Genomic DNA, 23838 nt, shown 5'->3' on the forward strand with positions numbered 1-23838 from the left:
GGCTTTGGGGGTGGTTTTTCCGCCCACCGCTGCCGTTGGGGCCTGTTCTTGCGGGGCCGACGCGCCACGTTTGCCGGTCAGAACGAGCCGACTCGCCACCGACTCCGGTCAGAACGAGCCGACTCGGCAGGGATATCGGTCAGGATGAGCCGACTCGGCATCCTGCGTCCTGGGCCTAGCGGCAGCGCAGGGTCTGCGAGGGGGCGACGCCGTAGGTCTGGCGGTAGGCGGCGGCGAAGCGGCCCAGGTGGGTGAAGCCCCATCGGTAGGCGACCTCGGCGACCGTGTCGCCGTGGCTGGCAATCAGGTCGGCGTGGACCCGTTCGAGGCGGATCTCCTGCAGCTTCTGGGTCGGCGTGCGGCCGAGGTAGCGCTGGAAGCCCTGCTGGAGACGGCGGATGCCGACGTCGGCCTCGCGGGCGAGGTCGGAGGCTGCCCACTCCCGGGCGGGGTCGGCCTCCATCGCCTCCACGACGCGGGAGACGATGCGGGGCTGCACCGACCCGACGGCCGGTTCGAAGGGAAAGCAGGCAGCGACGAAGGCAGCCGTCAAGGTGCCGGCCAGCCGGACCCTGACCCGCTCGTCACCCACCAGCGCGGGGTTGCGCATGGCCTCGGTGCCGAGCGAGCCGAGCAGGCCGATCCACGCCCGGGCGCCGTCGGCGCGCAGGTCGAGCTGGGCAGGCAGCCGGTCGGTGTGCAGGCCGACCAGGGCCGCGACCTCCTCGACCAGGTAGTCACGGTCGACCCGCATCCCGACGATGGAGCAGTCGGCCGACCAGCGCGTCATCTTGGTCGGCCGGTCGGGAGGGCACACCGTCGCCTGCCCGTCGAGCGAGAGCACGTGGGCGCCACCGACGTTGGCCTCGAGCACACCGCTGCGCGGGACGTTGACGGCCCAGGCACCCGGGTGGTCCGACTCCACCGACACCTCCGCGCCCCAGCCGATCCGGGTCAGCCGCACCGGTCCGAGGTCGACGGCACGCAGCTCGGCGGGGCGAGCGGGCCGGCCACGCATGATCAGGGCATGCGGGAAGTAGGCCCGGGAGACCTCGTCGGAGAAGGTCTCCATGTCGCCGGACGACCCGGACGATGCGGTGAGAGTGCCGGTCACGCTCATCTGTCACCCCCTAGTGACGTCCTTCACATTAACAGCGTGAACGCCCGTCGCCGAGAGCGTCCGGAGACCGTCTGAAAACCAAGTGCGCAATCCGGACAGCCCCTTCGCCCAGCGGATCGCCGCCCTCCTGATCCGGATCTAGCGTCGTCCTCCAACGTGACCGCCGCCACACATCCGCGGCCCCGACGAAGGAGGAGCACCATGGACCCACGCACCCTGCGGTCGACCTTCGGCCGCTTCGCGACCGGCGTCACCGTGATCACCTGCCGCACCCCCGACGGGGCGCACCACGGTGCCACCGTGACGGCGTTCACCCCGATATCGCTCGACCCTCCGCTGGTGCAGGTCGCCCTGACGCGTACGTCCAAGGCGGCCGCCTTCCTCGAGGGCACCGGCTTCGCGGTCAACATCTTGGCCACCGACCAGAGCGACGTCGCCATGCACTTCGCCGGCCGCCCCGGCAGCGACCCGCTCCCCTGGCGCGAGGGCGCGACCGCGCCCCGGCTGGGCGGGACGGCCGCGACGCTGGTGTGCCGCCCGTGGCGTACCGACGACGGCGGGGACCATCTGCTCTTCCTCGGTGAGGTCGTCGAGGTGATCACCACCGACCGCAAGCCCCTGCTCTTCCACGACAGCGCCTTCCACCAGATCGGCAATCCCTCCTCGGAGGTCGTCTGGCTCGGCTGCCAGGACGACCCGAACACCGGCTGGTTCGACGCCACCGCGTCGTTCACCGCCATCGAGGTCCCGGCGATCCCGCGATCCACCCACTACTGATGCCCGCCCGAAACAACCAGTCCAAGGAGACACGATGAGCGACACCCTCGCCCCCGAGACCCAGTCCGAGAACGGGCTCCCCGACGGCCCGCCGACCGTCAACCCTGCCGCCGACTCGCCCGCCAACAAGCAGGCCAACTTCGCCTCCCGGCCGATGACCGGCGAGGAGTACATCGACAGCCTCAAGGACGGCCGCGAGATCTATCTCAACGGTGACCGCGTCAAGGACGTCACCAGCCACCCCGCCTTCCGCAACCCGATCCGGATGACGGCGCGCCTCTACGACGCCCTCCACACCGGTGACCACGTGGACGAACTGACGGTGCCGACCGACACCGGCAACGGCGGCGTCACCATGCCGTTCTTCAAGACCCCGACCTCCTCGGCAGACCTGCTCAAGGAGCGCGACGCGATCGCGCGCTGGGCGAAGATGACGTGGGGCTGGATGGGCCGCAGCCCCGACTACAAGGCCAGCTTCCTCGGCACGCTGCACGCGAACAAGGAGCTGTACGCCCCGTTCCAGGACAACGCCGAGCGCTGGTATCGCGAGTCCCAGGAGAAGGTTCTCTACTGGAACCACGCGATCATCAACCCGCCGGTCGACCGCCAACTGCCGCCGGACGAGGTCGGCGACGTCTACATGAAGGTCGAGAAGGAGACCGACGCCGGCCTCATCGTCTCGGGCGCCAAGGTCGTGGCGACGGGCTCGGCGATCACCAACTACAACTTCATCGCCCACTACGGCCTCCCGATCCGCAAGAAGCAGTACGCGCTCATCTGCACCGTCCCGATGGACGCGCCGGGCATCAAGCTGATCTGCCGCACGTCCTACACCCAGCAGGCGGCGCAGAACGGCACCCCGTTCGACTACCCGCTGTCGAGCCGGATGGACGAGAACGACACCATCTTCATCTTCGACAAGGTGCTGGTGCCGTGGGAGAACGTCTTCATGTATGGCGACGTCGACCGGATCAACGCGTTCTTCCCGCAGTCGGGCTTCCTGCCGCGGTTCACCTTCCAGGGATGCACCCGCCTCGCGGTCAAGCTCGACTTCATCGCCGGCCTGCTGATCAAGGCCCTCGAGACCACCGGTTCGGGTGACTTCCGCGGCGTCCAGACCCGCGTCGGCGAGGTCATCGGCTGGCGCAACCTGTTCTGGTCGCTCACCGAGTCGATGGCCCGTGATCCCGAGCCGTGGATCGGCGACGCGGTGATCCCGAAGCTGGAGTACGGCCTGACGTACCGGATGTTCATGATCCACGGCTATCCGCGGGTCAAGGAGATCATCGAGCAGGACGTCGCCTCCGGCCTGATCTACCTGCCCTCGGGCGCCGCCGACTTCAAGAGCCCGGAGGTCCGCCCCTACCTGGACAAGTACGTCCGCGGCTCCAACGGCATCACCGCCGTCGACCGGGTCAAGGTCATGAAGGCCCTGTGGGACTCGATCGGCACCGAGTTCGGTGGCCGCCACGAGCTCTACGAGCGCAACTACTCCGGCAACCACGAGAACGTGAAGGCCGAGCTGCTCTTCGCCGCACAGAACCGCGGCGACGTCGCCAAGATGACCGGCTTCGCCGACCAGTTCCTCTCCGAGTACGACCTCGACGGCTGGACCGTGCCCGACCTGTTCTGAGCACGGCCCTCACCCACTGATCGGACGGCGCCCCTCCTGCCCCGGGGGCGCCGTCCTCAGCTCAGCACGAACCAGAGGCCCACGGCGGCGGGCAGGACCCCGAGGATCAGCCACGGCGTGAACGGGCTGCGCCGGTGGATGAGGAAACCGCCGGCCAGACCGAGCACCCCGAAAGCCGCCGCGATGACGCACAACCCGATCCGCGAGCTCTGGTAGACCGGGTCGATCGCCACCGCCCCGACGGCCATCCCGACCGCCAGGTGGGCAACGGTGAACACGACGAGCACGGACGCGACCCACTGCTTCACGTGAGTCAGCGACTTGTCGTTGACGGGCCGGATCGGGTTGTCCGGGTCCATCAGGTGGCGTGGTCGTCGCGGTTGGTCGTTCACGATCCAATTCTTACCAGGCGAACTGTTTGTGCACAAACAATTGGTACGCTAACTCACATGCCGACGAAGAAGGACCCGCTCTCGGAGATCGAGAACCCCCTCGCCCTCGATCAACAGGTCTGCTTCGGCCTTGCCGTCGCCGCCCGCAGCGTCATCGGCCTCTACCGGCCCCTGCTCGAACCCATGGGCCTGACCCACCCGCAGTATCTGGTCATGCTGGCCCTGTGGGAGGAGGAGCCGCTCCGCGTCTCCGAGCTGAGCCGAAAGGTCCAGCTCGACCCCGGCACCCTCTCCCCGCTGCTCAAGCGGCTCGAGGCCCAGGACTACGTCCGGCGGGAACGCAACAAGTCCGACGAGCGCTCGCTCGCCGTCGTCCTGACCGAGCGCGGACGCGCGCTGCGCGACGACGCCGAGAAGATCCCGCCCGCCATCGTCGAGCGCCTCGACATGAGCGTCGACGAGCTCATGGAGCTCCACCGCCGGCTGCTGGAGGTCATCGCCGCCGCGACCAGGTGACCACACCCCGAGAGGCATAGATCACCTATGCATCCGGAAGAGGATCACCTCTCGCCAGCGTTATTTGAATGTTGGATCAAATGACGCCCGGACCCTGGCCCGGACAGACGCGAGGAGAGAGAAATGACGTTCGAGAACAAGGTCGCACTGGTCACCGGTGGCGGTAGCGGGCTCGGGGAGGCGATCTCGAAGGAGCTCGCCGGGCTGGGCGCCAAGGTCGTGGTCGCAGACATCAACCTCGAGGGCGCGACCCGGGTCGCCGACGAGATCAAGGCCACGGGCGGCGAGGCGACTCCGCTGCAGTCCGACACCTCGAAGGTCGAGGACGCGGAGCGCTCGGTGAAGTTCGCCGTCGAGACGTACGGGAAGCTCAACTACGCGGTCAACAACGCCGGGATCGGCGAGCGTCCGGCACCGGTCGGCGAGCTGGTTCCCAGCGACTGGGACCGGGTCATCGGCATCGACCTCTCCGGCGTCGCGTACGGCCTGCGCTACCAGATCCCCGAGCTGCTCAAGACCGGCGCCGGCGAGTCCGCGATCGTGAACATGGCCTCCATCCACGGCGAGGTGGCTGCCCTCGGCAACCCGGCCTACACCGCCGCGAAGCACGGGGTCATCGGGCTCACCAAGAACGCCGCTGCCGAGTACGGCCCGGCCGGACTGCGGATCAACTCCGTCGGCCCCGGCTACATCGACACTCCGGCCGTCCAGGCCGTCTCCGCCATCGAGGGCGCCCACGAGGCCCTGGTCGCCAAGCACCCGCTGGGTCGCCTCGGCCGACCCGAGGAGATCGCCACGGTCGTCCGTTTCCTGCTCTCCGAGGACGCCTCGTTCGTCACCGGTGCGTACTGGAAGATCGACGGCGGCTACACCACCGTCTGACGGCCCTCAGCGGGACGCCAGCGCGCCCGCGAGCGAGTCGAGGGCACCAGGGACGATCGAGAAGTAGGCCCATCTGCCCCGCTGCTCGCGGGCGACCAACCCGGCCTCGACCAGCAGCTTCATGTGATGGGAGACCGTCGGCTGGGAGAGCCCGACCGGCTCGGTGAGGTCGCAGACGCAGGCCTCCTTGTCCTCGGCGGCCGCGATGATCGAGAGCAGCTTGACCCGGCTGGGGTCGCCGAGCGCCTTGAACATCCGCGCCAGCGCCTCGGCCTGGTTGTCATCGAGAACGCCTGACGTCACCGGCGAGCAGCACGCGACGGCGGCGGACGGGAGCACGGGAAGAACGGTCATGAGTACGACTCTACCGAATGATATTGACGAACGTCGATATGAGTCCTAGGGTCGCCCTCATATCGACGTTCTTGAATCTGAGGAGCATCATGACCGACCTTCCCGTTGCCGTCATCGGCGCCGGCCCCCAGGGCCTCGCGGCCGCTGCCCATCTCCTCGAGCGCGGCCTCACCCCGCTCGTGCTCGAGCAAGGGAGCGAGCCTGCGGCGGCCGTCGCCGAGTGGGGTCACGTACGTCTCTTCTCGGCCTGGCCCGAGCTCGTCGACAAGGCCGCCGCCCGGCTCCTGGAGCCAGCCGGCTGGGCCGCGCCGGAGTCGGGCTATCCCACCGGCGCGCAGTGGCGCGAGCGCTACCTCGTCCCGCTCGCCGACGCCCTGGACGACCGCGTCCGCTACGGCGCCACGGTCACCGGCGTCTCCCGCAAGGGGCGTGACCGGCTGGTCGACGCCGACCGCGCCGAGCAGCCGTTCGTCCTCCACGTGACGAGCGCCGACGGCACCGAGGAGCGCCTCGAGGCGCGCGCCGTCATCGACGCCTCCGGCACCTGGCGCCGACCCAACCCGGCCGGCGCCGACGGGCTCCCGGCACTCGGAGAGCGTGCCGCACACGCCGCGGGCGCGCTCGGCTACGCCGTCCCGGACCGCGCCCACTCCGAGGCGTACGCGGGCCGGCACACAATCGTGATCGGCGCCGGCGACTCCGCGTTCAACGCTGTCAACGAGCTCACCGCCATCGCCAAGAACCACCCGGAGACGCGGATCACGTGGGCGATCCGCCGGGCAGTCTCGACGAACACCTTCGGTGGCGGCGAGGCCGACGAGCTCCCGGAGCGGGGCGCCCTCGGCGTACGTGCGAAGAAGGCCGTCCAGGACGGCTCGGTCGAGCTGGTGACCGGGTTCCGCACGGAACGGGTCGACGGCGCCACCGTCATCGCCGAGGACGGCCGTGTGATCGAAGCCGACCAGGTCGTCGTCCTCACCGGCTACCGCCCCGATCTCGGCTTCCTGAGCGAGATGCGCCTCGACCTCGACCCGACACTGGAGGCGCCGCGCAACATCGCGGTCCAGATCGACCCCAACCTGCACTCCTGCGGCTCGGTCAGCGCGACCGGCGCCAAGGACCTCGCCCAGCCCGAGCCCGACCTCTACCTGGTCGGGATGAAGTCCTACGGCCGCGCGCCGACGTTCCTGGCGATGACCGGCTACGAGCAGGTACGCAGCGTGGTCGCCGAGCTCGCCGGCGACCACGACGCAGCCGCGCGGGTCGAGCTGGAGCTCCCCGACACCGGGGTCTGTGGCGGAGCCGGCGTCTTCGACGACCCGGACAGCACCACGAGCGGCGGCTGCTGTGGGACCACCGCACCGAGCGAGGAGATCTTCACGATCAGCCGGACGCCGATCACTCTCTCGTGATCGGGTGAGCGGGTGTCACGCCGAGCTCACCGAGCAGGGTGAGCACCCGCTGCTCGATCTCGTCGCGGATGCCGCGCACGTGCTCGATGTCTCCACCCTTGGGGTCGGTGACCTTCCAGTCCTCGTAGCGCTTGCCCGGGTAGAACGGGCAGGCGTCGCCGCAGCCCATGGTGATGACGGCGTCGGCGCTGCGTACGACCTCGTCGGTCCACGGCTTGGGGAACTCCCCGGAGATGTCGATCCCCAGCTCGGCCATGACCTCGACGGCGACCGGGTTGATCGCCGCTGCCGGCGCCGAGCCTCCCGACCAGCCGACCGCCTGGTCACCGGCGTAGTGCTGAAAGAAGCCGAGCGCCATCTGGGAGCGGCCGGCGTTCTCGACACAGAGAAATAGCACGTTCATCGAACGCTCTCCTTGCGTGGGGGACGTGGGGTTCAGGAGTCGAAGCGGGACGCAAGCGCCTTGATGCGGTTCTCGAGCTGGGTGTAGGCGACATCGAAGGCCTCGGGGCCCTTGTCCACCGGATCCGGGATCGACCAGTGCAGCTCGCCGGGAACCTTCGGCGTCTCGTGGGCACGGTCGCACACGGTGATCACCAGGTCGTCGGGATCGAGCACCTCATCCATCTGCCGAGGCTCCACCATCGGGAGGTCGAGGTGGTGGCGGGCAGCGGCGTCGACCGTCCCCGGATTGATGCGGTCGGCCGGATGGGTGCCGGCCGAGACGGCCGGGATCGCGCTGTTCTGACGCCACAGCGCCGCGGCCAGATGGGATCGCGCCGAGTTGCCCGTGCACACGAACAGGACACGCCTGGGCACCGCCACGGGGGACGCGGTGCCCAGGCTCTCGAGCGCGTCCTGCTCGAGGTGCAGGTACGTGCGTCTCCCGTCGCCCTCGGAATGATGACGGGACACGACGCCTGCGCTCACCAGCGCCTGGACGTGGTGGGCAAACAAGTTCGACGGGACATTGAGCATCCCGGCGAGCTCTGTGGGGGAGGCATCACTTGTCTGGAGGAGGTCGACGATGCGCAACCGCACCGGATCGCCGAGGGCCGCATGAATCCTGGCCCGACGTTCCAACCCGGCCTGTCTCTCAACCTCCATTGACTCAATATTGACTGAGCAATCTCACCAAGTCAAGAATGCCGGAGTGAACTCTTCCCTGCCCCGCCGCCTGCTCGCCGAGCTCGTGGGCACTGCCCTGCTGGTTGCCGTGGTCGTCGGATCCGGCATCGCCGCGCAGCAGCTCTCCCCCGACGACACCGGCCTCCAGCTCCTGGAGAACTCGATGGCGACCGTCTTCGGGCTGGCCGCGCTGATCCTGATGTTCGGGCCGGTCTCAGGGGCGCACTTCAACCCGGTCGTCTCGCTCGCCGACTGGTTCCTCGGCCGCCGCGCGAGCACAGGACTGTCGCTCCCCGAGGTCGGCGCCTACACGGTCGCCCAGGTCGTCGGCGGGATCGGTGGCGCCGTGCTGGCCAACCTCATGTTCGATCTCGACGCCGTCACGATCTCGGCCAAGGACCGTGTCTCCGCCGGTCATCTCCTGGCCGAGGTCGTCGCCACGCTCGGACTCGTCGCGCTGATCTTCGCGCTCGTACGCAGCGGCCGCGGCGCCCTGGCGGCGCCTGCGGTCGGAGGCTACATCGGCGCCGCGTACTGGTTCACCAGCTCCACCTCGTTCGCCAACCCGGCGGTCACGCTCGGCCGGGTCTTCTCCGACACCTTCGCCGGTATCGCGCCCGGCTCGGTCGCGCCGTTCGTCCTCGCGCAGCTCGTCGGGCTCGTCCTCGGCGTGCTCCTGGTCCTGGCCCTCCACCCGGACACGAGCGAGCGCGCCGAGGACGTCACCATCCCGCGCTCCTGACGAACCCCACCCTCGCCCGCGACTATCTCGACGCGAACCATGCCTCCTTGAACTGCGTCAGCGCATCGACATCAAGTTCGTCGCAGGTCAGCTGCTTGTCCGCGGTGATCGCGATGACCTTGCTCCCCACCTGGGTTGCCGAGCCGGCGAGGGCGCCGTCTGCGTTCGTGACGAAGGCCCTGAGATCCTGCAGGTCGGGGTCTTGCAGCTGGGTGGGGTAGAGCACCGCGACGTACCCGTCTCCGACGGAGTGACCGAAGTCGCCAAGCGGGGCTTCCTCCGAGGGCTCGAAGAACTTCTTCGACGCGTGGTCGCCCCTCGCCGGGAGTGACTCGGTGCGATCGGCGACCGTGCAGACGTCGCTGGAGATGTTGTAGCCGGACGCAGTGATCTCGTCCGGTTCGGTGAACATCTGGTAGGTCACCATCGACGCTCCCACGGAGCCGCCGACGATGAGGGCGGCTGCGGCGAGCTTGACCGCGGTGGGTTCCCGGTCGTTGCCCACGATCGTGGCGACGAGGAGTCCGATCGCGAGGACGGCGAAGATGACCATGATCTGGCCGATCTCGATGCCGATGTTGAAGGCGATCACTCGCCACAGCTGACCGGCTTCGGGGATGCCGAGGTCCTGGAACCTAGTGGCCAGCCCCAGTCCGTGGACGAGCCCGAACCCGAGTACGACCGCGCCGAACCACACGAGGCGCTGCGGACGTCCGAGGATGGCTATGACGGCAACGACGACGACACTGAGGGCGATCACGATGTCGACGGCTTCGGGGTCGATCCGCCATCCTGCGAGGGTAGCGGCGATCAGTGTGGTGGAGTGGCCGAGCGCGAAGAGGCTGATCATCTTCGCGGCCACGCGCACCTGCGAGGCGACGAGGAGCACGCCGGCGACGAACAGGACGTGGTCCCATCCGAGCAGCATGTGCTCGATACCGATCGGGACGAACTCCAGTACGGACTTGTCGGCCGCCTCGCTGCCGATGCCGTGTGCGCGGGCCGGGGTCGGGGCGAAGACGAGCAGCGCCCCGATGGCGGCGACGACCGGCCATCTGAGCTGCAGGGGTCGGGCAAGCATGTCGAGACTCCTTGTGGGGGTCAGGTCGAAAGTCTGGGTGTCAGGGGCTGGGCTCATGTCAGGCTCCGAAGAGCAGGTAGAGGCCCATGTAGGTGTAGAGCACCATCGCGACGAGGAGCGGCAGCTGACCGGCGATCTGGTGTCGTCGAGGGAGGATCTCCAGGGCGCGGTCGTGGGCGGCGATGACGCCGAGCACGTGGCCGCTGACGATGGCGAGCACCTTGGTCGAGGCCAGAAGCGTCGCGTGCTGGGAGAACCAGTAGTTGACCTCCCAGTCCGCCGTGCCGAACAGGTTCGCCCCGGTTCCGATCGGGTCGCTGATCTGGATCAGGGTCTGTGAGCCGACCTGGACGAAGAAGCTCAGGTAGTGCGCCACCATGTAACCGACGACGATCGGGACGATCGAGTGCGCAAGCTGACGTGGGATCCGCCAGCGATCGGCCCCGTCATCGACCCCGGTCGCCATCGACGCCACCACGAACACGACGCCCACCATGGTGACCGCCGCCAGGAGTCCGGCCGTCCCCAGCACGGTCGAGTCGATGCCGCTGGACTGGACGAACCGGATCCAGGTCACGCTCTCGCGCCAGCTGTCGTACGCGGTGCTCCCGAGAAGAACCGAGACCGTGGCCACGAGCCCGGGTTCGCCCGGGACACGGGCGAGGTGGCGCAGCGGACTGATCCAGACCAGATTGCCTCGGTCGTTGCGCGCCCATGGTGAGAGGTGCGAGAGGAGGGTCGAGTAGACCTCGAACGGGTCGGCACGCTCGAGCCATCGCTCGCCGAAGATCGCGCCGCCGAGCAGCATCGCCGCCAGGTAGAACGCGAACCAGGTTCGTACCGGACCCAGGTAGGTCGCTTGGGGAGAGACGAGCTCGAGCCAGACGAAGGCGAACAGCCCGACCGCGGCCGGCCAGTATCCCAGCCAGGCCGGGTAGCGCCTCATGCCTTCGGAGGGCGGTCGTCCAGCAGCCCTGGAGAGGACGAGGTGCACCGTGCGTGCCGGGCTGACGGCGCGGTAGAAGCGTCCGAACAGCAGCGAAGCCGGGACGATCCCGACCCAGAGCCAGACGTAGACCACCCCGAAGGTGGGGTTGTTCAGCAGGTCCGGACCGAACAGCGCAGGCCAGAGCATGAAGCCGAAGAACACCATCCCCAGCGCACGGACGCTCAGAGTCCAGCTGCGACTGTCGAGGATCGCGGCGAGCTCGAAGGGGACGGGTCGTTCGCCGCCGGGGTTCCCGAACCGCGGCGTACGCCACGCCAGGAGCAGCACGACGAAGGACAGCGCGAGCGCGGCCGTGCCCCCGGCGATCGCGAAGGCGGCGGGGATGGGCAGGTCTGCTCCCCCGCCCAGGCCGTGCATGGGCAGGATCAGTGGGAACACGTCAGCGGACCTCGATGATGGCGACGACGGCGCTGGTCTCGTGATCCTCGACCTCGACGGTGCCTGGCGTGTTCACGACGAGCTCGGTGTTGGTGGCCCCGGCGGCGAACTCGATGAACTGCTCCGGCGCGGAGTGGACGTGCAGCTCGCCGGCCCGGTCGGAGTCGACCTCGACCAGGAGCTTCTCGCCGGCGCCGAGATCGATCTCCTCGGCGTTGGGCGATACGTCCTTCCCGTTGATGTCGACCGTGAGGAGCGGTCCGAGATCGGTCGACTCGGGCGTAGGGCTGGCCGGTGCTCCGGACGAGGTGGCCGCCGAAGGGGTCACCGAGGTCGTCGCGTCGGTCGGTTCGGCGGTTGGCGCGGCATCCTCGGCGGTGCTCCCGCATGCGGCGAGGGCGAGGGCGAGCGTGACGGTCGCAGCGGCGGTGGCGCAGGTGCGACCGAAGGGGCGGTGGAACGAAGGCATGGGTGCCTCTCTTATGAGTCGTGTCTGAAGGGTCGCTCGCGCACGCCGCAAGACGTCGCATGGCGAGCACGCGACGCGGCGAGCACTCGTCCGCTACCGGACGAGGTGGGAGGGTCAGATCACGACGACAGGCGGACCACGACGGGCCACGCCGCCGGTCAGAGGTGCCAGGTGCAGGCGTGGTCGGGTCGGCAGGGCCGCAGGCGCAGCGGGGAATCGTGTCTCGATCGGTGCCAGGCTGCTGCGGGCGATCAACGCACCGAGGCTTCCGACGGCGACGGCGGCGACCACCAGGATGAGGCGCCACAGCGCCTTCTCCCCCTGCGCGAGCCACCAGGCCACGACCAAGGCACCTAGGAGGTGTCCCAGCGCCATCGCCAGATGCGGCCCCGTGAAGTCCTCGATGATGTGCGAGAGCCAATGTGGCGCTGCCGGCGCGGTCCCGGGGGCCGGCGGCGACATCGACAGGTCGTAGAGCGATCCCTGCCTGCCTGTTCCGGATGCAGCGGGAGCTTGAACGGAGCGTACGACGACGTCTGCCGGCGAATGATGATGCTCATGGTCGCCACGGTGGCCGGCGAGCGCGGTGAGCATCGCGTGAGTCACGAACTGGCCACTGCCGACCAGCACCATCAACCGGAGGGCGCCGGCCGGGATCCCCATCGCAGCGATGGTGACGACCGCAACTCCGGCGAAGACGGCGATCAGCCAGGGGGCGGAGGGCAACAGTCCGCCGGCCCAGACGTGACACAGAACGCCGATCCCGACGGCCACGACGGCTGTGACGAGGCCGCGCGTCAGCCGCAGGCCGCTGCCGACGCGGAGGTCACTCACACCGGGATCCTCCCAGATGGGGGCTCGATCTCCGCATACGGACCCAGCCGAGGATCGCTCCTGTAACCGTGGTTACAGTGAAGGTATGGCGCAGATCGATGAACCAGGCGAATGGGTGTTCCTGACATACTCGCTCCCGCGCGATCCCTCGACGCCCCGGTTGGCGCTGTGGAGGAGCCTCAAGCGGCTTGGAGTCGTCCAGCTGGCCGATGGGCTGGTGGCGCTACCGGCCGATGCTCGGACACGGGAGCAGCTGGAGTGGGCTGCCGAACAGACCGTCGGGTCGGGCGGACGGGCGAGCGTGTGGCTGGCCCGGCCGACGACGCGGGCCCAAGGGCGCGATCTCGCACAGACCATGAACTCCGCCCGCACCGAGGAGTACCAGGTGGTCATCGACGACGCCGTCGCGGCGTTGGATGCTGAGGAGGTCGACCGCATCAGAGCACTACGGCGGCTGCGTGCGGAGAACAACCGCATCCGACGCCGTGACTTCTTCCGCCCACCGGCGCGGGAGCAGGCCCGCCAGGCCCTCACCACGCTCGCCGCGACGCTCCATGACAACGCCATCGCGGATCTCGCCGAGCCGGAGGTACGACGATGAAGTGGGCAACCCGGGTCGGCGTCCACATCGACCGAGCCGCGTGCGCGTGGCTGATCTGTCGACGCATCGACCCGGGCGCGGAGTTCGTCTTCGTCAGCGACCCCGAGGACGTGCCGGAGGATGCGACCCCGTTCGACATGCGCGGCGTCGACCTCGGCCACCACGGCAACGACTGCACGTTCGAGACCATCCTGCGCCGCTACAGCCTCGACGATCCCGTGCTGTGGCGGATCGCGGCGATCGTCCACGAGGCGGACCTCGAGGACGAGGCGTACGACGCCCCGGAGGCGCCCGGCTTCGACCTGATCCTGCGGGCGCTGTCCGTGGTCCACGACGACGACGCCGTCCTCGAGCTGACCGCGCCGATCTTCGACGCCGTCCACACCTACCTACGACGGACCATCCTCACCGGAACGGACACCCCATGACGCTCGAGACGGCCCGACCCCGTGACGTGATCCCGCTGCGGGAGGCAACCCGCGCATGGTTCGCGATCTCCTTGCAGACCTTCGGCGGACCCGCCGGACAGATCGCGGTCATGCAGCACAAGCTGGTCGACGAGAAGCGCTGGATCGGTCAGCAGCGGTTCCTTCATGCACTGAACTACTGCATGCTGCTGCCCGGACCCGAGGCCCAGCAGCTGGCCATCTACGTCGGCTGGCTGCTCAACGGCACTCTCGGCGGGTTCATCGCCGGCGTCCTGTTCGTGCTCCCCGGTGTCGTCGCGCTCCTCGCCCTCTCCGCGCTCTACGTCGGCGCCGGGTCCACCGCACTCGTGACCGGACTCTTCGCCGGCCTCGCCCCCGCGGTCATCGCGATCGTGGTCCAAGCCGTTCAGCGCGTCGGCAAGCGGGCGCTGCACCATCCGATCCTGGTGGCGATGGCCGTCGCCTCGTTCATCGCGCTGACCGTCTTCAAGGTCCCGTTCCCCATCGTGATCGTCGTCGCCGGTCTGCTCGGCTGGCTGGTCGGTACGCGGGTTCCCGCCTTCACCCGGAGCAAGGGTCACGGCAGCACGGACGACGGCCCGGAGCCGCTGATCAGCGATGACGTCCTCCATCAGGACGCGCCCTCGACGGTTCGGGGTCTGAAGGTCCTCGTGCTCGGTCTTCTCCTGTGGTTCGCCCCGGTGACGCTGGCGGCGATCGTGTTCAGCCGCGACAGCGTCTTCGTGGACCAGGGCCTGTTCTTCTCCGGCGCCGCCGTCGTCACCTTCGGCGGTGCGTACGCCGTTCTCGCCTACGTCGCCCATCAGGCGGTCAACGTCTTCGGCTGGTTGAAGGCCGGCGAGATGGTCCGCGGCCTCGCGCTCGCCGAGACCACGCCGGGACCGCTGATCATGGTGGTGCAGTTCGTCGCCTTCGTGGGTGCCTACCGCAACCCGGGCTCGCTCGACCCCTGGGTCGCGGCCGTCCTCGCCTCGCTGCTGGTGACCTGGGTGACCTTCGTGCCCTGCTTCCTGTTCATCTTCCTCGGCGCGCCCTACGTCGAGCGACTCCGGAACAACCACCACCTCACCGCGGCGCTCACCGGGATCACCGCGGCGGTGGTGGGCGTGATCGCCAACCTCGCGCTCTTCTTCACGCTGCACACCCTGTTCGACCGATCCCGCACCCTGACGTGGGGCCCGGTCGACCTCGACCTCCCCGTCCTGACCTCCTGGGACCCGGTCGCGTTCGCGATCACCGCGGTCGCGATCGCGCTCGTGTTCTGGCGCAAGTGGTCCACAATGCGCACGCTCGGCGTCTGCGCGGTGCTCGGGCTCGCCTCGACCCTCATACCTCGCTGACCGCGGTGAGCAGGTGCGGCCAGGCGGTCGAGGTCGGGTCGCCCCAGGCGGCGTGGTCGGCGTCGTCGACCACCTCCAGACGTACGCCGGGGTGTGCTGCCGCATAGCGCTCGGAGATCGCGAGCGGGATCACGGTGTCGGCGGCGCCGTGCAGGATCCGCACGGGGACGCGAGGGGCAAGGCCGAGCGGGTCGGCGGCGGCGTACGCCTCGGGGGTCTCGGCCGGGGTGCCGCCGAGGAACTCCTCGACCGCGCCGTCGCCGAGGCCCTCCTGGCTCATCGCGGTCAGCGCGGCGGCGGGGGCCAGCGCGACGACGCCGGTGACCAGGGTGCCCGGGCGGGAGGCGGCCCACAGCGCGAGCTGGCCGCCGGAGGAGTGTCCGACCAGGGTGATCCGGCGGGGTGCGTCGTTGTGGATGGTCCACTCCCGGCCGCTGAGCTGGATCGACTCGATCGCGGTCTCGACGTCCTCGAAGGCCTGCCGCCACTGGCCGGGTCCGTGCCGGTACTCCACCGTCGCGGTCAGGTGGCCCGCATCGGCCAGCGCCCGGCCCGCGGACCAGGTGCGCATCCGGTCGGAGTCGCGCCACATCCCGCCGTGGAGCAGCAGCACGAGCGAGTCGGTCGCCTCGGCCGGCTCGAAGACGTCGGCGACCTGACGAGCGGTGGCGCCGTAGCGCATCGTCGCGTCGGGGTAGGTGTCTGTCAGAGTCATGAGTTCTCCTCGCGGTTGCGGCTCTTTCGGCTGTCGTGGTCGAGCAGCACGCTGACCGCGACACCGACCACCAGCCCCCAGAAGGCGGAGCCGATGTTGAAGACGGTGATGTCGGCGACGGTGACCAGGAAGGTGACCAGCGCGCCGGTGACGTAGGGCCCGCTGAAGGCGGTCTGGAAGGCGCCCTGGAGCGGCTTGAGCATGGCCAGGCCGCCCAGCACGGCGACGTACGCCTCGGGCATGGTGGTGATGACCCGCACCATGCCGGGGGCGAGCAGGCCGAATCCGATCGCGAGTACGCCGCACCAGATCGCCGCGGCATAGTGCCGCCGTCGCTCGCCGGAGGCGGTGACCAGCGCGTTGGTCGGCCCGGCCAGGCAGGTGGACACCCCGCCGAACGGGGCCGCGACCAGGGACGTGACGCCGCACCAGCCGGTCACCTGGTTCATCCGCGGGTCGTGGCCGGCAGCCCTCAGGACCGCCATGCCCTGGCCGTTCTGGACGACCAGGACCGTGATCAGCAGCGGGATGGTGAGCTCGACGAAGGCGGAACCGGTGAAGACGGGTGTCGTCCAGACCGGGTCGACCAGCCAGCGGCCGGAGACCTCGACGGCCGGTCGGTCGGCGAGGGCCACCGCGACCGCTCCGACGGCGAGCGCGACCAGTACCGCCGGGAGCCAGCGCGCCAGCCGTGGGACCGCGCTGACGGCGACGAAGGCGACCACCATCGGCCCGGCGATCACCAGGTCGCGGTCGACGGCGAGGACCAGGTCGGTGCCGAAGCGGAGGAAGACACCGGCCACCATCGCCATCACGATCGGCATCGGCAGCAGGTGCATGAACCGGTCGACCTGCCGGGTCAGGCCCAGCGCGACCAGGAGCAGCGCCGCCATGACGAAGCCGCCGACCGTCTCCGGCCAGGAGGTGCCGGCGGCCATCGCCTGGCCCACGACAACGGTGCCGGGGATCGTCCAGAAGTAGACCAGCGGCTGCCGGCTCCAGCGCGAGGCGATGATCGTCAGCACGCCGTTGAGGCAGAAGACCGCGCTCACCCAGGACGCGACGACACCCGCGGAGAGCCCGGCTCCCTGGCCGACGGCGAGGATCACCGCGACCGGGCCGGTGCAGGAGAACAGGAAGCCGATGAAACCGTTGACCAGCTCGTGACGGCCCAGGTCGCGCCTCAGGCCGGTCGGTGCTTCCCGGGCATCCAGACGCGTGCTCATGGCTCCTCCGTCGGCTCGGCCGCCATCGCCGCGAGCTCGGTCCGGCTGCGGACGCCGAGCTTCGCGTAGATGCGGGTCAGGTGGTACTGCACGGTCTTGGGCGAGACGAACAGCTGCGCGGCGACCTCGCGGTTGGAGAGCCCCGAGGCGACCATCTCGGCGACGGTCTCCTCCTGCGGGGTCAGGTCCACCGGCCCGCGCTGGCCGCGCGGCGCGCGCACTCCCCCGGCGCGCAGCTCGCGCTGGGCCGCATCGACGTAGGTCAGCGCTCCGAGCCCGTCCCACAGGTCGCGCGCGGAGGAGAGCAGCGCCTCCGCGTCGCGGCGGCGACCGGCGCGACGCAGTGCCTGCCCGTAGGCGAAGGTGACGCGGGCGCGTTCGTAGCGCAGCGGCAGCCCGTCGAGCAGCTCGAGCGCACGGTCGAAGGTGTCGCGGACCCCGGCGAGATCGCCGCGAGCACCGTGCCAGCGGCCCCGGGCGGTGGCCAGCCTGGCTTGGGCGGACCGGTGCTGCTCCTCACGGGCGCGGGTCTCGTGCGGGCGGAGGAAGTCGTCGGCCTCGTCCAGCCGGCCCTCGGCGATCAGCGCGGCGGCGTACGTCTCGGCCCACGGCCAGATGGCGGGCTCGGTCAGCGCGCTGCCGGCCGGAGCCTGGGTGAGCGGCTCGAGGATGCGGAGGACGGCACGGAAGTCGCTGCGGGCCTCGGCGAGGTGAGCGCGGGCGAGGAGTGCGGGGACGCGCATGATCTCGTAGCCCTGCGCCCCGACCTCGGCGGCACGGGCGGTGCGAGCAGCGTCCTCCCAGCTTCCGCGCAGCAGGTGGGTCTCGGTGGCGGTCCACTCCAGCAGCGGGGTGACCAGGGCGATGCCGGACTCGGCGGCGAGCGCCCGTCCGGCCGCGACCGTCTGTAGGGCGGCGTCGCCCTCGCCGGTCAGGAACTGCACCCGCGCCAGCCAGGCCAGCGCCCACATCGAGATCCGGGTCGAGCCGCCGAGGACCCGTGGGTCGGTGACCCCTTCTAAGCGGCTGCGGGCCTCGTCGGGCTCGTCGGCGAGCACGTCGAGCCAGCCTCGGCCCATGGTGACCCGCTGGGTCTGGGCGCTGTGCCCGACACGGCGGGCGGCCAGGGCGTACGCCTCGTGGGCGTCCCCGAACCGGCCGGCCATCGCCAGGCCGAGCCCGCGGATCGCGGCCGCCTCGACGCCCGCCGCCGAGTCGCGGCCTGCCAGCGAGATCGCCCGGTCGGCCCAGGTGACCAGCTCGTCACCGCGGCACAGCGCCAGCGAATGCAGTACGTGCCGGGTGGCGATCAGCGCGGCGGTCTCCGGCTCCCGGTCGGCGTTGACGATGTCCCAGGCGCGCTTGAGCCGCACCTCGGCCTCGGTCGCGCGGCCGCGCAGGATCGCCAGATAGGCGAGCACCGCGTCGCGCAGCGGCGTCTCGCGCAGGCTCTCGACGATGGGGACCAGCGCCGCGGCGCCCATGCCGTCGCCCGCCGCGACCAGGGCGTCGACGGAGCGGATCAGCCGGTCGTCGCGGCGCACGGGGTCCTCGGTGAGCCGGCTGGAGTCACCGTAGAGGGCAGCGGCCTCCGCCCAGGCGCCCTCGTCGCCACGGCGCTGGGCCAGCCGGGCGACTTCCTCGGCGAGCTCGGCGTCGGGCAGCGGGGTGGCGGCGACGAGGTGCCGGGCCCGGCGGACCTCGTCGTCCACGACCGCGGCGGCGCGCTGGTGCGCATCGGCGGCCCGGCGAGCGCCCATCGTCGCCAGCACGGCGACACCGACCAGCGGCGTACGCCATCGGGGGCGGTGGTCGCGGGTGGTCTCGACGAGCCCGGCCGTGACCAGGGCGTCGACCGCGGAGAGTGGATCCTCGAGGCCGGCCAGGGTGGCGGCCTGTCCCAGGGAGGCGTCGTCCCCGAGGACGGCGAGTGCCTCCGCCAGCGCACGGTCCTCCGGACCGCAGCCGGCGAGCGCGAGCCGGATCTCCTCGCGTACGTGGACCGGTGCGGGCAACTGGGTGTCGGGCCGTGCCCAGCGGGTCGGCGGCAGCTCGTCGAGCAGCGCGACCGCGTCGCGCGGGCTGCCCGCAGTGTGGCGGGCGAGGACCTCGGCCATCGACGGGTGCAGGACCCGTCCGCGCAGCGAGGCCAGCTCACCGACCGCGGCCGCGTCCAGCCCCTCGATGCGTACGGTCTCGGCGGCGATCTCGCCGAGGAACGGGGTGCTGCGGGTCGCCGCCAGCACCACGAGCACCGGCGCGTCGCGGTGCCGGCGCAGCGCGGAGGCGATCGCCTGCAGCGAGAGCGTGTCGGCGAGGTCGGCGTCATCGACCAGGATCAAGCCGGGCTCCTCCCCCGATGCGACGGCCTCGGCGGCTCGCGCGACCAGGACATCGGCAGCTGCGGCCGGATCGGCCGGCGGCTCGTCTCCGAGCAGCTGCCGGAGAACCGCGCCGGGCGAGTCCTGCTCCCACGCACCGGCACGGGCCTTCAACGCCGGGGTCGCGACCCGGTCCGCCAGTCCGCGCAGGAGCGCGGTCTTCCCCAATCCCGGGTCTCCGAGGACGAGGACGGCTGCGGAGCCGGAGGCGCGGGTGAGGGCCAGCCGCGAGGTGAGCTCGACGAGCTCGTCCTCGCGGCCGACGCACCCAGCTCGTTCTATGAGCACGGTCACACCCTAGGCCCCCTTCAGGCTGGTACGCCGTCGTCGAGCGTGACGCTCACGACGGTCTCCTCCGGAGACCGCGGCACGGCCACGGTCACCACGGCACCGAGCACGGCGACCCCCGCGAAGATCTGGAAGGCGGTGGTGCCGCCGACCCCGGCGGCGACCAGTGCCCCGCCGATGATCGGTCCGACGATCCCGCCGAGCCGGCCGAACCCGGCGCACCAGGCGACGCCCGCGCCGCGGGCCCGGGTCGGGTAGAAGTTGGCGACGAGCCCGTAGATCAGCACTTGCGTACCGATCGTGCCGACGCCGGCGATCGCGACGGCCGGGAACAGGATGGAGAGCGGCAGCCCGAGGGGCAGCAGCAACAGCATCAGGGCGGCGAGCACGAAGGTCGTCGAGACCACCTTCTTGGCCCCGGTGCGGTCGGCGACGTACGAGGCGAGAAGGCCGCCGAGGATCGCGCCACCGTTGAGCACCAGCAGGAAGGTGAGCGCGTACGCCTTGCCGTAGCCGTTGTCCTCCATGATCTTCGGCAGCCAGGTGTTCAGGCCGTAGGTGAGCAGCAGGCCGGAGAAGCTCATCAGGCCGAGCACCATCGTCGGGAACGCGAGCGGGCGGCGGGCCAGAGCACTGAAGCCGACCGCCTCCTGCGCGGCACTGGTCGAAGCGACCCGGCCGCGGGAGTCGAGCCACAGCTGCGACTCGGGCAGCTTGGCGATGGCGAAGGGCAGCAGGAGCACCAGCGGAGCGGCGCCGATCGCCATCAGGATCCGCCAGTTGGAGCCGCTCGGATCGATGATGAGCGCCATCACGGAGGCCGTCACACCGCCGGCGGGGATGCCGCTGTAGACGATCGCGTTGAGCCGGTTCTTCCGCTCCGGCGGAGCGAACTCGGCGACCAGGGCGCCGACGGTCGCCAGGATCGCACCCAGCCCGATGCCGGTGAGGAAGCGGAGGATGCCGAAGACGGCGATCGACTGGGCGAACGCGGTCGCGGCCATCCCGAGCGAGAACCAGGTGATGCTGGCGAGCACGACCTTCCGGCGGCCGATCCGGTCGCTGACCGCGCCGGCGCTCAGCGCGCCGACGAGCACGCCGACGAGGGCGTAGCTGCCCAGTGTCCCTGCCTGGCCTGCGGAGAGCTGCCCGATCTGGGAGGGGTCTGCCATGAGGGTCGGCAGCACCGTGCCGTAGACCACGAGGTCGTATCCGTCGAACATCAGGGCCAGCGCGGAGAGCGCGACGACCCAGGTGAGCTGACGCCCGTTCTTGTCGTGCGTGTATTCGGACATGGGTGATCTCCATGGGTGACGCGAGCGTGCTCGCGAAGGGAGGGACGGCCCCGAGAGAGGACCTGGTGGCTCAGCCGAGGTCACCGCCGGCGACGGGCAGGACCGTGCCGGTGATGTAGGAGGCTTCCTCGGAGGCGAGGAAGCAGATCGCAGCGGCCTGCTCGTCGAGCGTGCCGTAGCGGTGCATCAGTGAGGTCTCGAGGGTCTGGTCGATGTGGGCCTGGAACCAGGCCTTCTCGGCGTCGTTCCGAGGTGTTGGAGTGCCCCGGGAGATCCGGCGTGGCGGAGCCTCCGTACCTCCCGGGGCCGTCGCGGTGACCCGGATCCCCGACCCGGCGTACTCCAGCGCGAGCGAGGCGGTGATCGCGTTGATCCCGCCCTTCGCCGCGGAGTACGGGATCCGGTGGATGCCGCGGGTCGCGGCCGAGGAGACGTTGACGATGACGCCGTGGCCGCGCTCGACCATGCCCGGCAGGGCGGCCCGGCAGGCGTAGAGCGTGGTCATCAGCGACCGGGTGATCTCGGCGTCGATCTGGTCGGCCGTGAACTCGGTGAACGGCTTGAAGTTGATCGCGCCGCCGACGTTGTTGATCAGCACGTCGATCCGGCCGTACGTCTCCAGCGCCCGCTCCACCAGCGCGGCCGCGCCCTCGTAGTGCTCGAGGTCGCACTCGACCGCGCTCGTGGTCGCGCCCTGGCCGGTGAGCTCTTCGGCCACCTCGGCCACCAGCGGCGAGCGGTCGGCGAGGACGACCTTGCCGCCCTCGGCGGCCACCCGTCGCGCGACCTGCGCGCCGATGCCCTGGGCCGCGCCGGTGACCACCACGACCTGGCCGGCGAACCGGCCCGGGGTGATGAACCGCGGCCTGGTCGCGGCGGCCGACTCGGCCATCGCGCGCCGCATCGTCTCCTTGGACCGCTCGCTGTGGGCCTTGATCAGCTCGCGGGCGGCCGCTCGGTCGCCGCGCTCGAAGGCCTCGACGATGTCGAGGTGGTCCTGGGTGCACTGCGGGTGGCACCAGGTGGCGTTGCGCAGCACGTCCTCCATCCGGCCCTTGACCCCGAGCGCCTGGTAGGCGGCCAGCAGGTGGCTGTTGCCGGTGAGGGTGAACAGGTAGTCGTGGAACGCGGCGTTCGACTCGGTGTAGCCGTGGGCGTCGAGGAACCGGTCTCCGTCGACGTACGGCAGGGTGGACTCGGCGAGCAGCCGGTAGCCGGCCAGCTTCTGGGAGTCGAGCCGCCCGATGGTCAGATCGAGCGCTCCCACCTCCAGCGCCGCCCGGGCCTCGAAGATCGCGTCGGAGGCCGAGATGTCCGGGTGCTCCTCACCGATCGTGTAGCCGTCCTCGGTGGTGTCCCCGCCGGTCTTGCCGGCTCCTCCGCTGGTCGAGCCGCCGGAGCCGCTAGGCGGAGGCGTGTCGAGACCAACAGAGTCGTCTCGAGCGAACGTCACCTGACCGCCGATGCTCCGCGCCTCGGGCGACTCGATCAGGTCCTCGACCGTGTTGGTCTCGACACGCTCGCTGGCGCTCACGGCTCGACCAGCGGGAGCTGGCGCGACCAACTGGCCGGCGATGCGGCGTACGACATCACCGTCATCACGCGCCACGGCAGCCGATCCGCTGGGACCGAGGTCGAGCGCCGGAAGCATCGACTGCCCGGCGATGCCACGCGCCTCGGGGTGCGTCTCCAACTCGACGTGCACGGCTGACGCCTCGGCCGACGCGGGCGACGGGGCCGACGCCTCGGCAGTGGTTGGCACCGCGAGGGCGAACTTCTCGTAGTAGAAGCCGGTGGGCTCGAGGCCGGCACCGGAGACGTGGGTACGCACCGCCTCGACCATCGGCGGCGGGCCGCACAGGTAGATCGCGACGTCGCCGTCGTGCAGGTCGTCGTCGCCGATCAGGCTCGTCACGTAGCCCTTGTTGGCCGCGGTCGAGTCGGGGTCGGAGACGCAGTGGTCCCAGCTGAAGCCGGGCAGCCGCGAGACGAGCTCGCGGACCTCGTCGAGCTTGACCAGGTCGTCGTCGGTGCTGACGCCGTAGACCAGCCGGCCGCCGCGGTCGCAGCCGTCGACATCGAGCTGGCGCAGCATCGAGAGCACCGGTGCGAGCCCGGTGCCGCCGGCCAGCATCAGCACGGGCCGGCGTGCTTCGCGCAGGAAGAAGGACCCGTTCGGCCCGGTGAAGGTGACCTCGTCACCGACGGTGGCGCGCTCGGTCAGCCAGGTCGACATCGCGCCGCCCGGGGTGAGCTTGACCAGGAAGACGAGCCGCTCCTCGTGCGGGGCGTTCGCGAAGGAGTAGGACCGGGTCACCTCGGTGCCGGGCACGGCGATGTTGACGTACTGCCCGGGCAGGAAGGCCAGCTCGCCCCGGTTCGGGATGTCGATGGAGAGCTCGACCGTGGTGGGGCTGAGCCGGTCCAGGCCGACGACGGCGCCGGTGTAGCTCGCGGCGCCGGTCTTGGCGACCTCGGAGGTGGTGGCGATCTGCAGCGCGAGGTCCGAGCGCGGCTTCATCGAGCACGGCAGGGCGTACCCCTCGGCGGCCTCCGCCTCGGAGAGCGCGTCCTCGATGTAGGTGCCGCCGTCGTACTCCCCCGACTCGCACAGCGCCTTGCACGTCCCGCAGGCGCCGTCGCGGCAGTCGAGCGGGATGTTGATCCGCTGGCGGTAGGACGCGTCGGCGACGGTCTGGTCCTCACGGACGGTGATGAACCGGGTCACCCCGTCCTCGAAGGAGAGGGCGACCTGATGGGTGGCTACCCCGGTGGCGGGTTCGCCAGAAATGGGCTCAGCGGTTGCAGTCATCGTG

Annotated in this window: 23 protein-coding genes; 9 read left to right on the plus strand and 14 right to left on the minus strand. The window is 70.3% G+C overall.

Annotated elements, in window-relative coordinates; all coding sequences use genetic code 11:
- Window positions 1-175 precede the first annotated feature (175 nt).
- On the minus strand, window positions 176-1120 hold the full coding sequence (locus ACFV9G_RS01825) for an AraC family transcriptional regulator (RefSeq protein WP_378724376.1): 945 nt from the start codon (window positions 1118-1120) through the stop codon (window positions 176-178).
- Window positions 1121-1321: 201 nt separating this feature from the next.
- Here ACFV9G_RS01825 and ACFV9G_RS01830 point away from each other — a divergent pair, with 201 nt between their 5' ends.
- Together ACFV9G_RS01830 and ACFV9G_RS01835 are read left to right on the plus strand one after the other, a co-directional pair.
- Window positions 1322-1897 (plus strand): flavin reductase family protein, encoded by a 576-nt coding sequence (locus ACFV9G_RS01830; RefSeq protein WP_378724378.1) that lies wholly within the window; start codon window positions 1322-1324, stop codon window positions 1895-1897.
- 34 nt (window positions 1898-1931) lie between these two features.
- The gene (locus ACFV9G_RS01835; RefSeq protein WP_378724379.1) at window positions 1932-3530 is read left to right on the plus strand and encodes a 4-hydroxyphenylacetate 3-hydroxylase family protein; all 1599 of its coding nucleotides are present in this window, start codon (window positions 1932-1934) and stop codon (window positions 3528-3530) included.
- A 56-nt stretch (window positions 3531-3586) separates the two neighbouring features.
- Here the strand turns inward: ACFV9G_RS01835 and ACFV9G_RS01840 are convergent, their stop codons facing one another.
- Window positions 3587-3922: a hypothetical protein gene (locus ACFV9G_RS01840; protein WP_378724381.1), complete on the minus strand. Its 336-nt coding sequence runs from the start codon at window positions 3920-3922 to the stop codon at window positions 3587-3589.
- Window positions 3923-3979: 57 nt separating this feature from the next.
- On the opposite strand from ACFV9G_RS01840, the gene ACFV9G_RS01845 reads away from it, so the two are divergent.
- Together ACFV9G_RS01845 and ACFV9G_RS01850 are read left to right on the plus strand one after the other, a co-directional pair.
- The gene (locus ACFV9G_RS01845; protein ID WP_378724383.1) at window positions 3980-4438 is read left to right on the plus strand and encodes a MarR family winged helix-turn-helix transcriptional regulator; all 459 of its coding nucleotides are present in this window, start codon (window positions 3980-3982) and stop codon (window positions 4436-4438) included.
- A 123-nt stretch (window positions 4439-4561) separates the two neighbouring features.
- Window positions 4562-5320, plus strand: coding sequence for an SDR family NAD(P)-dependent oxidoreductase (locus tag ACFV9G_RS01850; RefSeq protein ID WP_378724385.1), 759 nt, complete (start codon window positions 4562-4564; stop codon window positions 5318-5320).
- Window positions 5321-5326: 6 nt separating this feature from the next.
- On the opposite strand, the gene ACFV9G_RS01855 is transcribed toward ACFV9G_RS01850, so the two are convergent.
- On the minus strand, window positions 5327-5674 hold the full coding sequence (locus ACFV9G_RS01855) for an ArsR/SmtB family transcription factor (protein WP_378724387.1): 348 nt from the start codon (window positions 5672-5674) through the stop codon (window positions 5327-5329).
- A gap of 89 nt (window positions 5675-5763) precedes the next feature.
- Between ACFV9G_RS01855 and ACFV9G_RS01860 the strand changes: the two genes are divergently transcribed.
- On the plus strand, window positions 5764-7086 hold the full coding sequence (locus ACFV9G_RS01860; protein ID WP_378724388.1) for an NAD(P)-binding domain-containing protein: 1323 nt from the start codon (window positions 5764-5766) through the stop codon (window positions 7084-7086).
- Here the strand turns inward: ACFV9G_RS01860 and ACFV9G_RS01865 are convergent.
- Both ACFV9G_RS01865 and ACFV9G_RS01870 read right to left on the minus strand, forming a co-directional pair.
- Window positions 7073-7489 carry an arsenate reductase ArsC gene (locus tag ACFV9G_RS01865; RefSeq protein ID WP_378724390.1) on the minus strand — a complete coding sequence of 139 codons (417 nt, stop codon included), beginning with the start codon at window positions 7487-7489 and terminating at the stop codon, window positions 7073-7075. The two genes, ACFV9G_RS01860 and ACFV9G_RS01865, sit on opposite strands and share 14 nt — an antisense overlap.
- Window positions 7490-7521: 32 nt before the next feature.
- Complete coding sequence (locus ACFV9G_RS01870) at window positions 7522-8193, minus strand: helix-turn-helix domain-containing protein (RefSeq protein ID WP_378724392.1); 672 nt, start codon at window positions 8191-8193, stop codon at window positions 7522-7524.
- A gap of 46 nt (window positions 8194-8239) precedes the next feature.
- Between ACFV9G_RS01870 and ACFV9G_RS01875 the strand changes: the two genes are divergently transcribed.
- Window positions 8240-8956: an aquaporin gene (locus tag ACFV9G_RS01875; protein ID WP_378724394.1), complete on the plus strand. Its 717-nt coding sequence runs from the start codon at window positions 8240-8242 to the stop codon at window positions 8954-8956.
- Between the two features lie 22 nt (window positions 8957-8978).
- Here the strand turns inward: ACFV9G_RS01875 and ACFV9G_RS01880 are convergent, their stop codons facing one another.
- The 4 genes from ACFV9G_RS01880 to ACFV9G_RS01895 all read right to left on the minus strand — a co-directional run bounded on the left by ACFV9G_RS01880 (window position 8979) and on the right by ACFV9G_RS01895 (window position 12727).
- Window positions 8979-10037: a HupE/UreJ family protein gene (locus ACFV9G_RS01880; RefSeq protein WP_378724396.1), complete on the minus strand. Its 1059-nt coding sequence runs from the start codon at window positions 10035-10037 to the stop codon at window positions 8979-8981.
- 58 nt (window positions 10038-10095) lie between these two features.
- The gene (locus ACFV9G_RS01885; protein WP_378724398.1) at window positions 10096-11424 is read right to left on the minus strand and encodes a hypothetical protein; all 1329 of its coding nucleotides are present in this window, start codon (window positions 11422-11424) and stop codon (window positions 10096-10098) included.
- 1 nt (window position 11425) lies between these two features.
- Window positions 11426-11893: a hypothetical protein gene (locus ACFV9G_RS01890; RefSeq protein ID WP_378724399.1), complete on the minus strand. Its 468-nt coding sequence runs from the start codon at window positions 11891-11893 to the stop codon at window positions 11426-11428.
- A gap of 114 nt (window positions 11894-12007) precedes the next feature.
- Window positions 12008-12727, minus strand: coding sequence for a hypothetical protein (locus tag ACFV9G_RS01895; protein WP_378724401.1), 720 nt, complete (start codon window positions 12725-12727; stop codon window positions 12008-12010).
- 85 nt (window positions 12728-12812) lie between these two features.
- Here ACFV9G_RS01895 and ACFV9G_RS01900 point away from each other — a divergent pair, with 85 nt between their 5' ends.
- From ACFV9G_RS01900 to chrA, 3 genes are read left to right on the plus strand one after another with little or no spacing between them, the layout of a single operon-like run.
- Complete coding sequence (locus ACFV9G_RS01900; RefSeq protein ID WP_378724403.1) at window positions 12813-13328, plus strand: Chromate resistance protein ChrB; 516 nt, start codon at window positions 12813-12815, stop codon at window positions 13326-13328.
- On the plus strand, window positions 13325-13756 hold the full coding sequence (locus ACFV9G_RS01905; RefSeq protein WP_378724404.1) for a chromate resistance protein ChrB domain-containing protein: 432 nt from the start codon (window positions 13325-13327) through the stop codon (window positions 13754-13756). Before ACFV9G_RS01900 ends, ACFV9G_RS01905 begins: the two co-directional genes overlap by 4 nt.
- Window positions 13753-15117, plus strand: a complete 1365-nt coding sequence (chrA, locus tag ACFV9G_RS01910; RefSeq protein ID WP_378724405.1) for a chromate efflux transporter — start codon at window positions 13753-13755, stop codon at window positions 15115-15117. Before ACFV9G_RS01905 ends, chrA begins: the two co-directional genes overlap by 4 nt.
- Here chrA and ACFV9G_RS01915 read toward each other — a convergent pair.
- The 5 genes from ACFV9G_RS01915 to benC form a co-directional block, all read right to left on the minus strand.
- Window positions 15104-15832, minus strand: a complete 729-nt coding sequence (locus ACFV9G_RS01915; protein WP_378724407.1) for an alpha/beta hydrolase family protein — start codon at window positions 15830-15832, stop codon at window positions 15104-15106. The genes chrA and ACFV9G_RS01915 overlap by 14 nt on opposite strands.
- Window positions 15829-17058 carry a benzoate/H(+) symporter BenE family transporter gene (locus tag ACFV9G_RS01920; protein WP_378724409.1) on the minus strand — a complete coding sequence of 410 codons (1230 nt, stop codon included), beginning with the start codon at window positions 17056-17058 and terminating at the stop codon, window positions 15829-15831. Before ACFV9G_RS01920 ends, ACFV9G_RS01915 begins: the two co-directional genes overlap by 4 nt.
- On the minus strand, window positions 17055-19727 hold the full coding sequence (locus ACFV9G_RS01925; RefSeq protein ID WP_378724411.1) for a LuxR C-terminal-related transcriptional regulator: 2673 nt from the start codon (window positions 19725-19727) through the stop codon (window positions 17055-17057). The genes ACFV9G_RS01920 and ACFV9G_RS01925 overlap by 4 nt, the downstream gene beginning before the upstream one ends.
- Before the next feature lie 20 nt (window positions 19728-19747).
- Window positions 19748-21022 carry an MFS transporter gene (locus ACFV9G_RS01930; RefSeq protein ID WP_378724413.1) on the minus strand — a complete coding sequence of 425 codons (1275 nt, stop codon included), beginning with the start codon at window positions 21020-21022 and terminating at the stop codon, window positions 19748-19750.
- Window positions 21023-21092: 70 nt separating this feature from the next.
- Window positions 21093-23834, minus strand: a complete 2742-nt coding sequence (benC, locus tag ACFV9G_RS01935; protein WP_378724415.1) for a benzoate 1,2-dioxygenase electron transfer component BenC — start codon at window positions 23832-23834, stop codon at window positions 21093-21095.
- Window positions 23835-23838: the final 4 nt, after the last annotated feature.

This window comes from Nocardioides sp. NPDC059952 (genome assembly GCF_042730435.1).
Lineage (GTDB): Bacteria > Actinomycetota > Actinomycetes > Propionibacteriales > Nocardioidaceae > Nocardioides.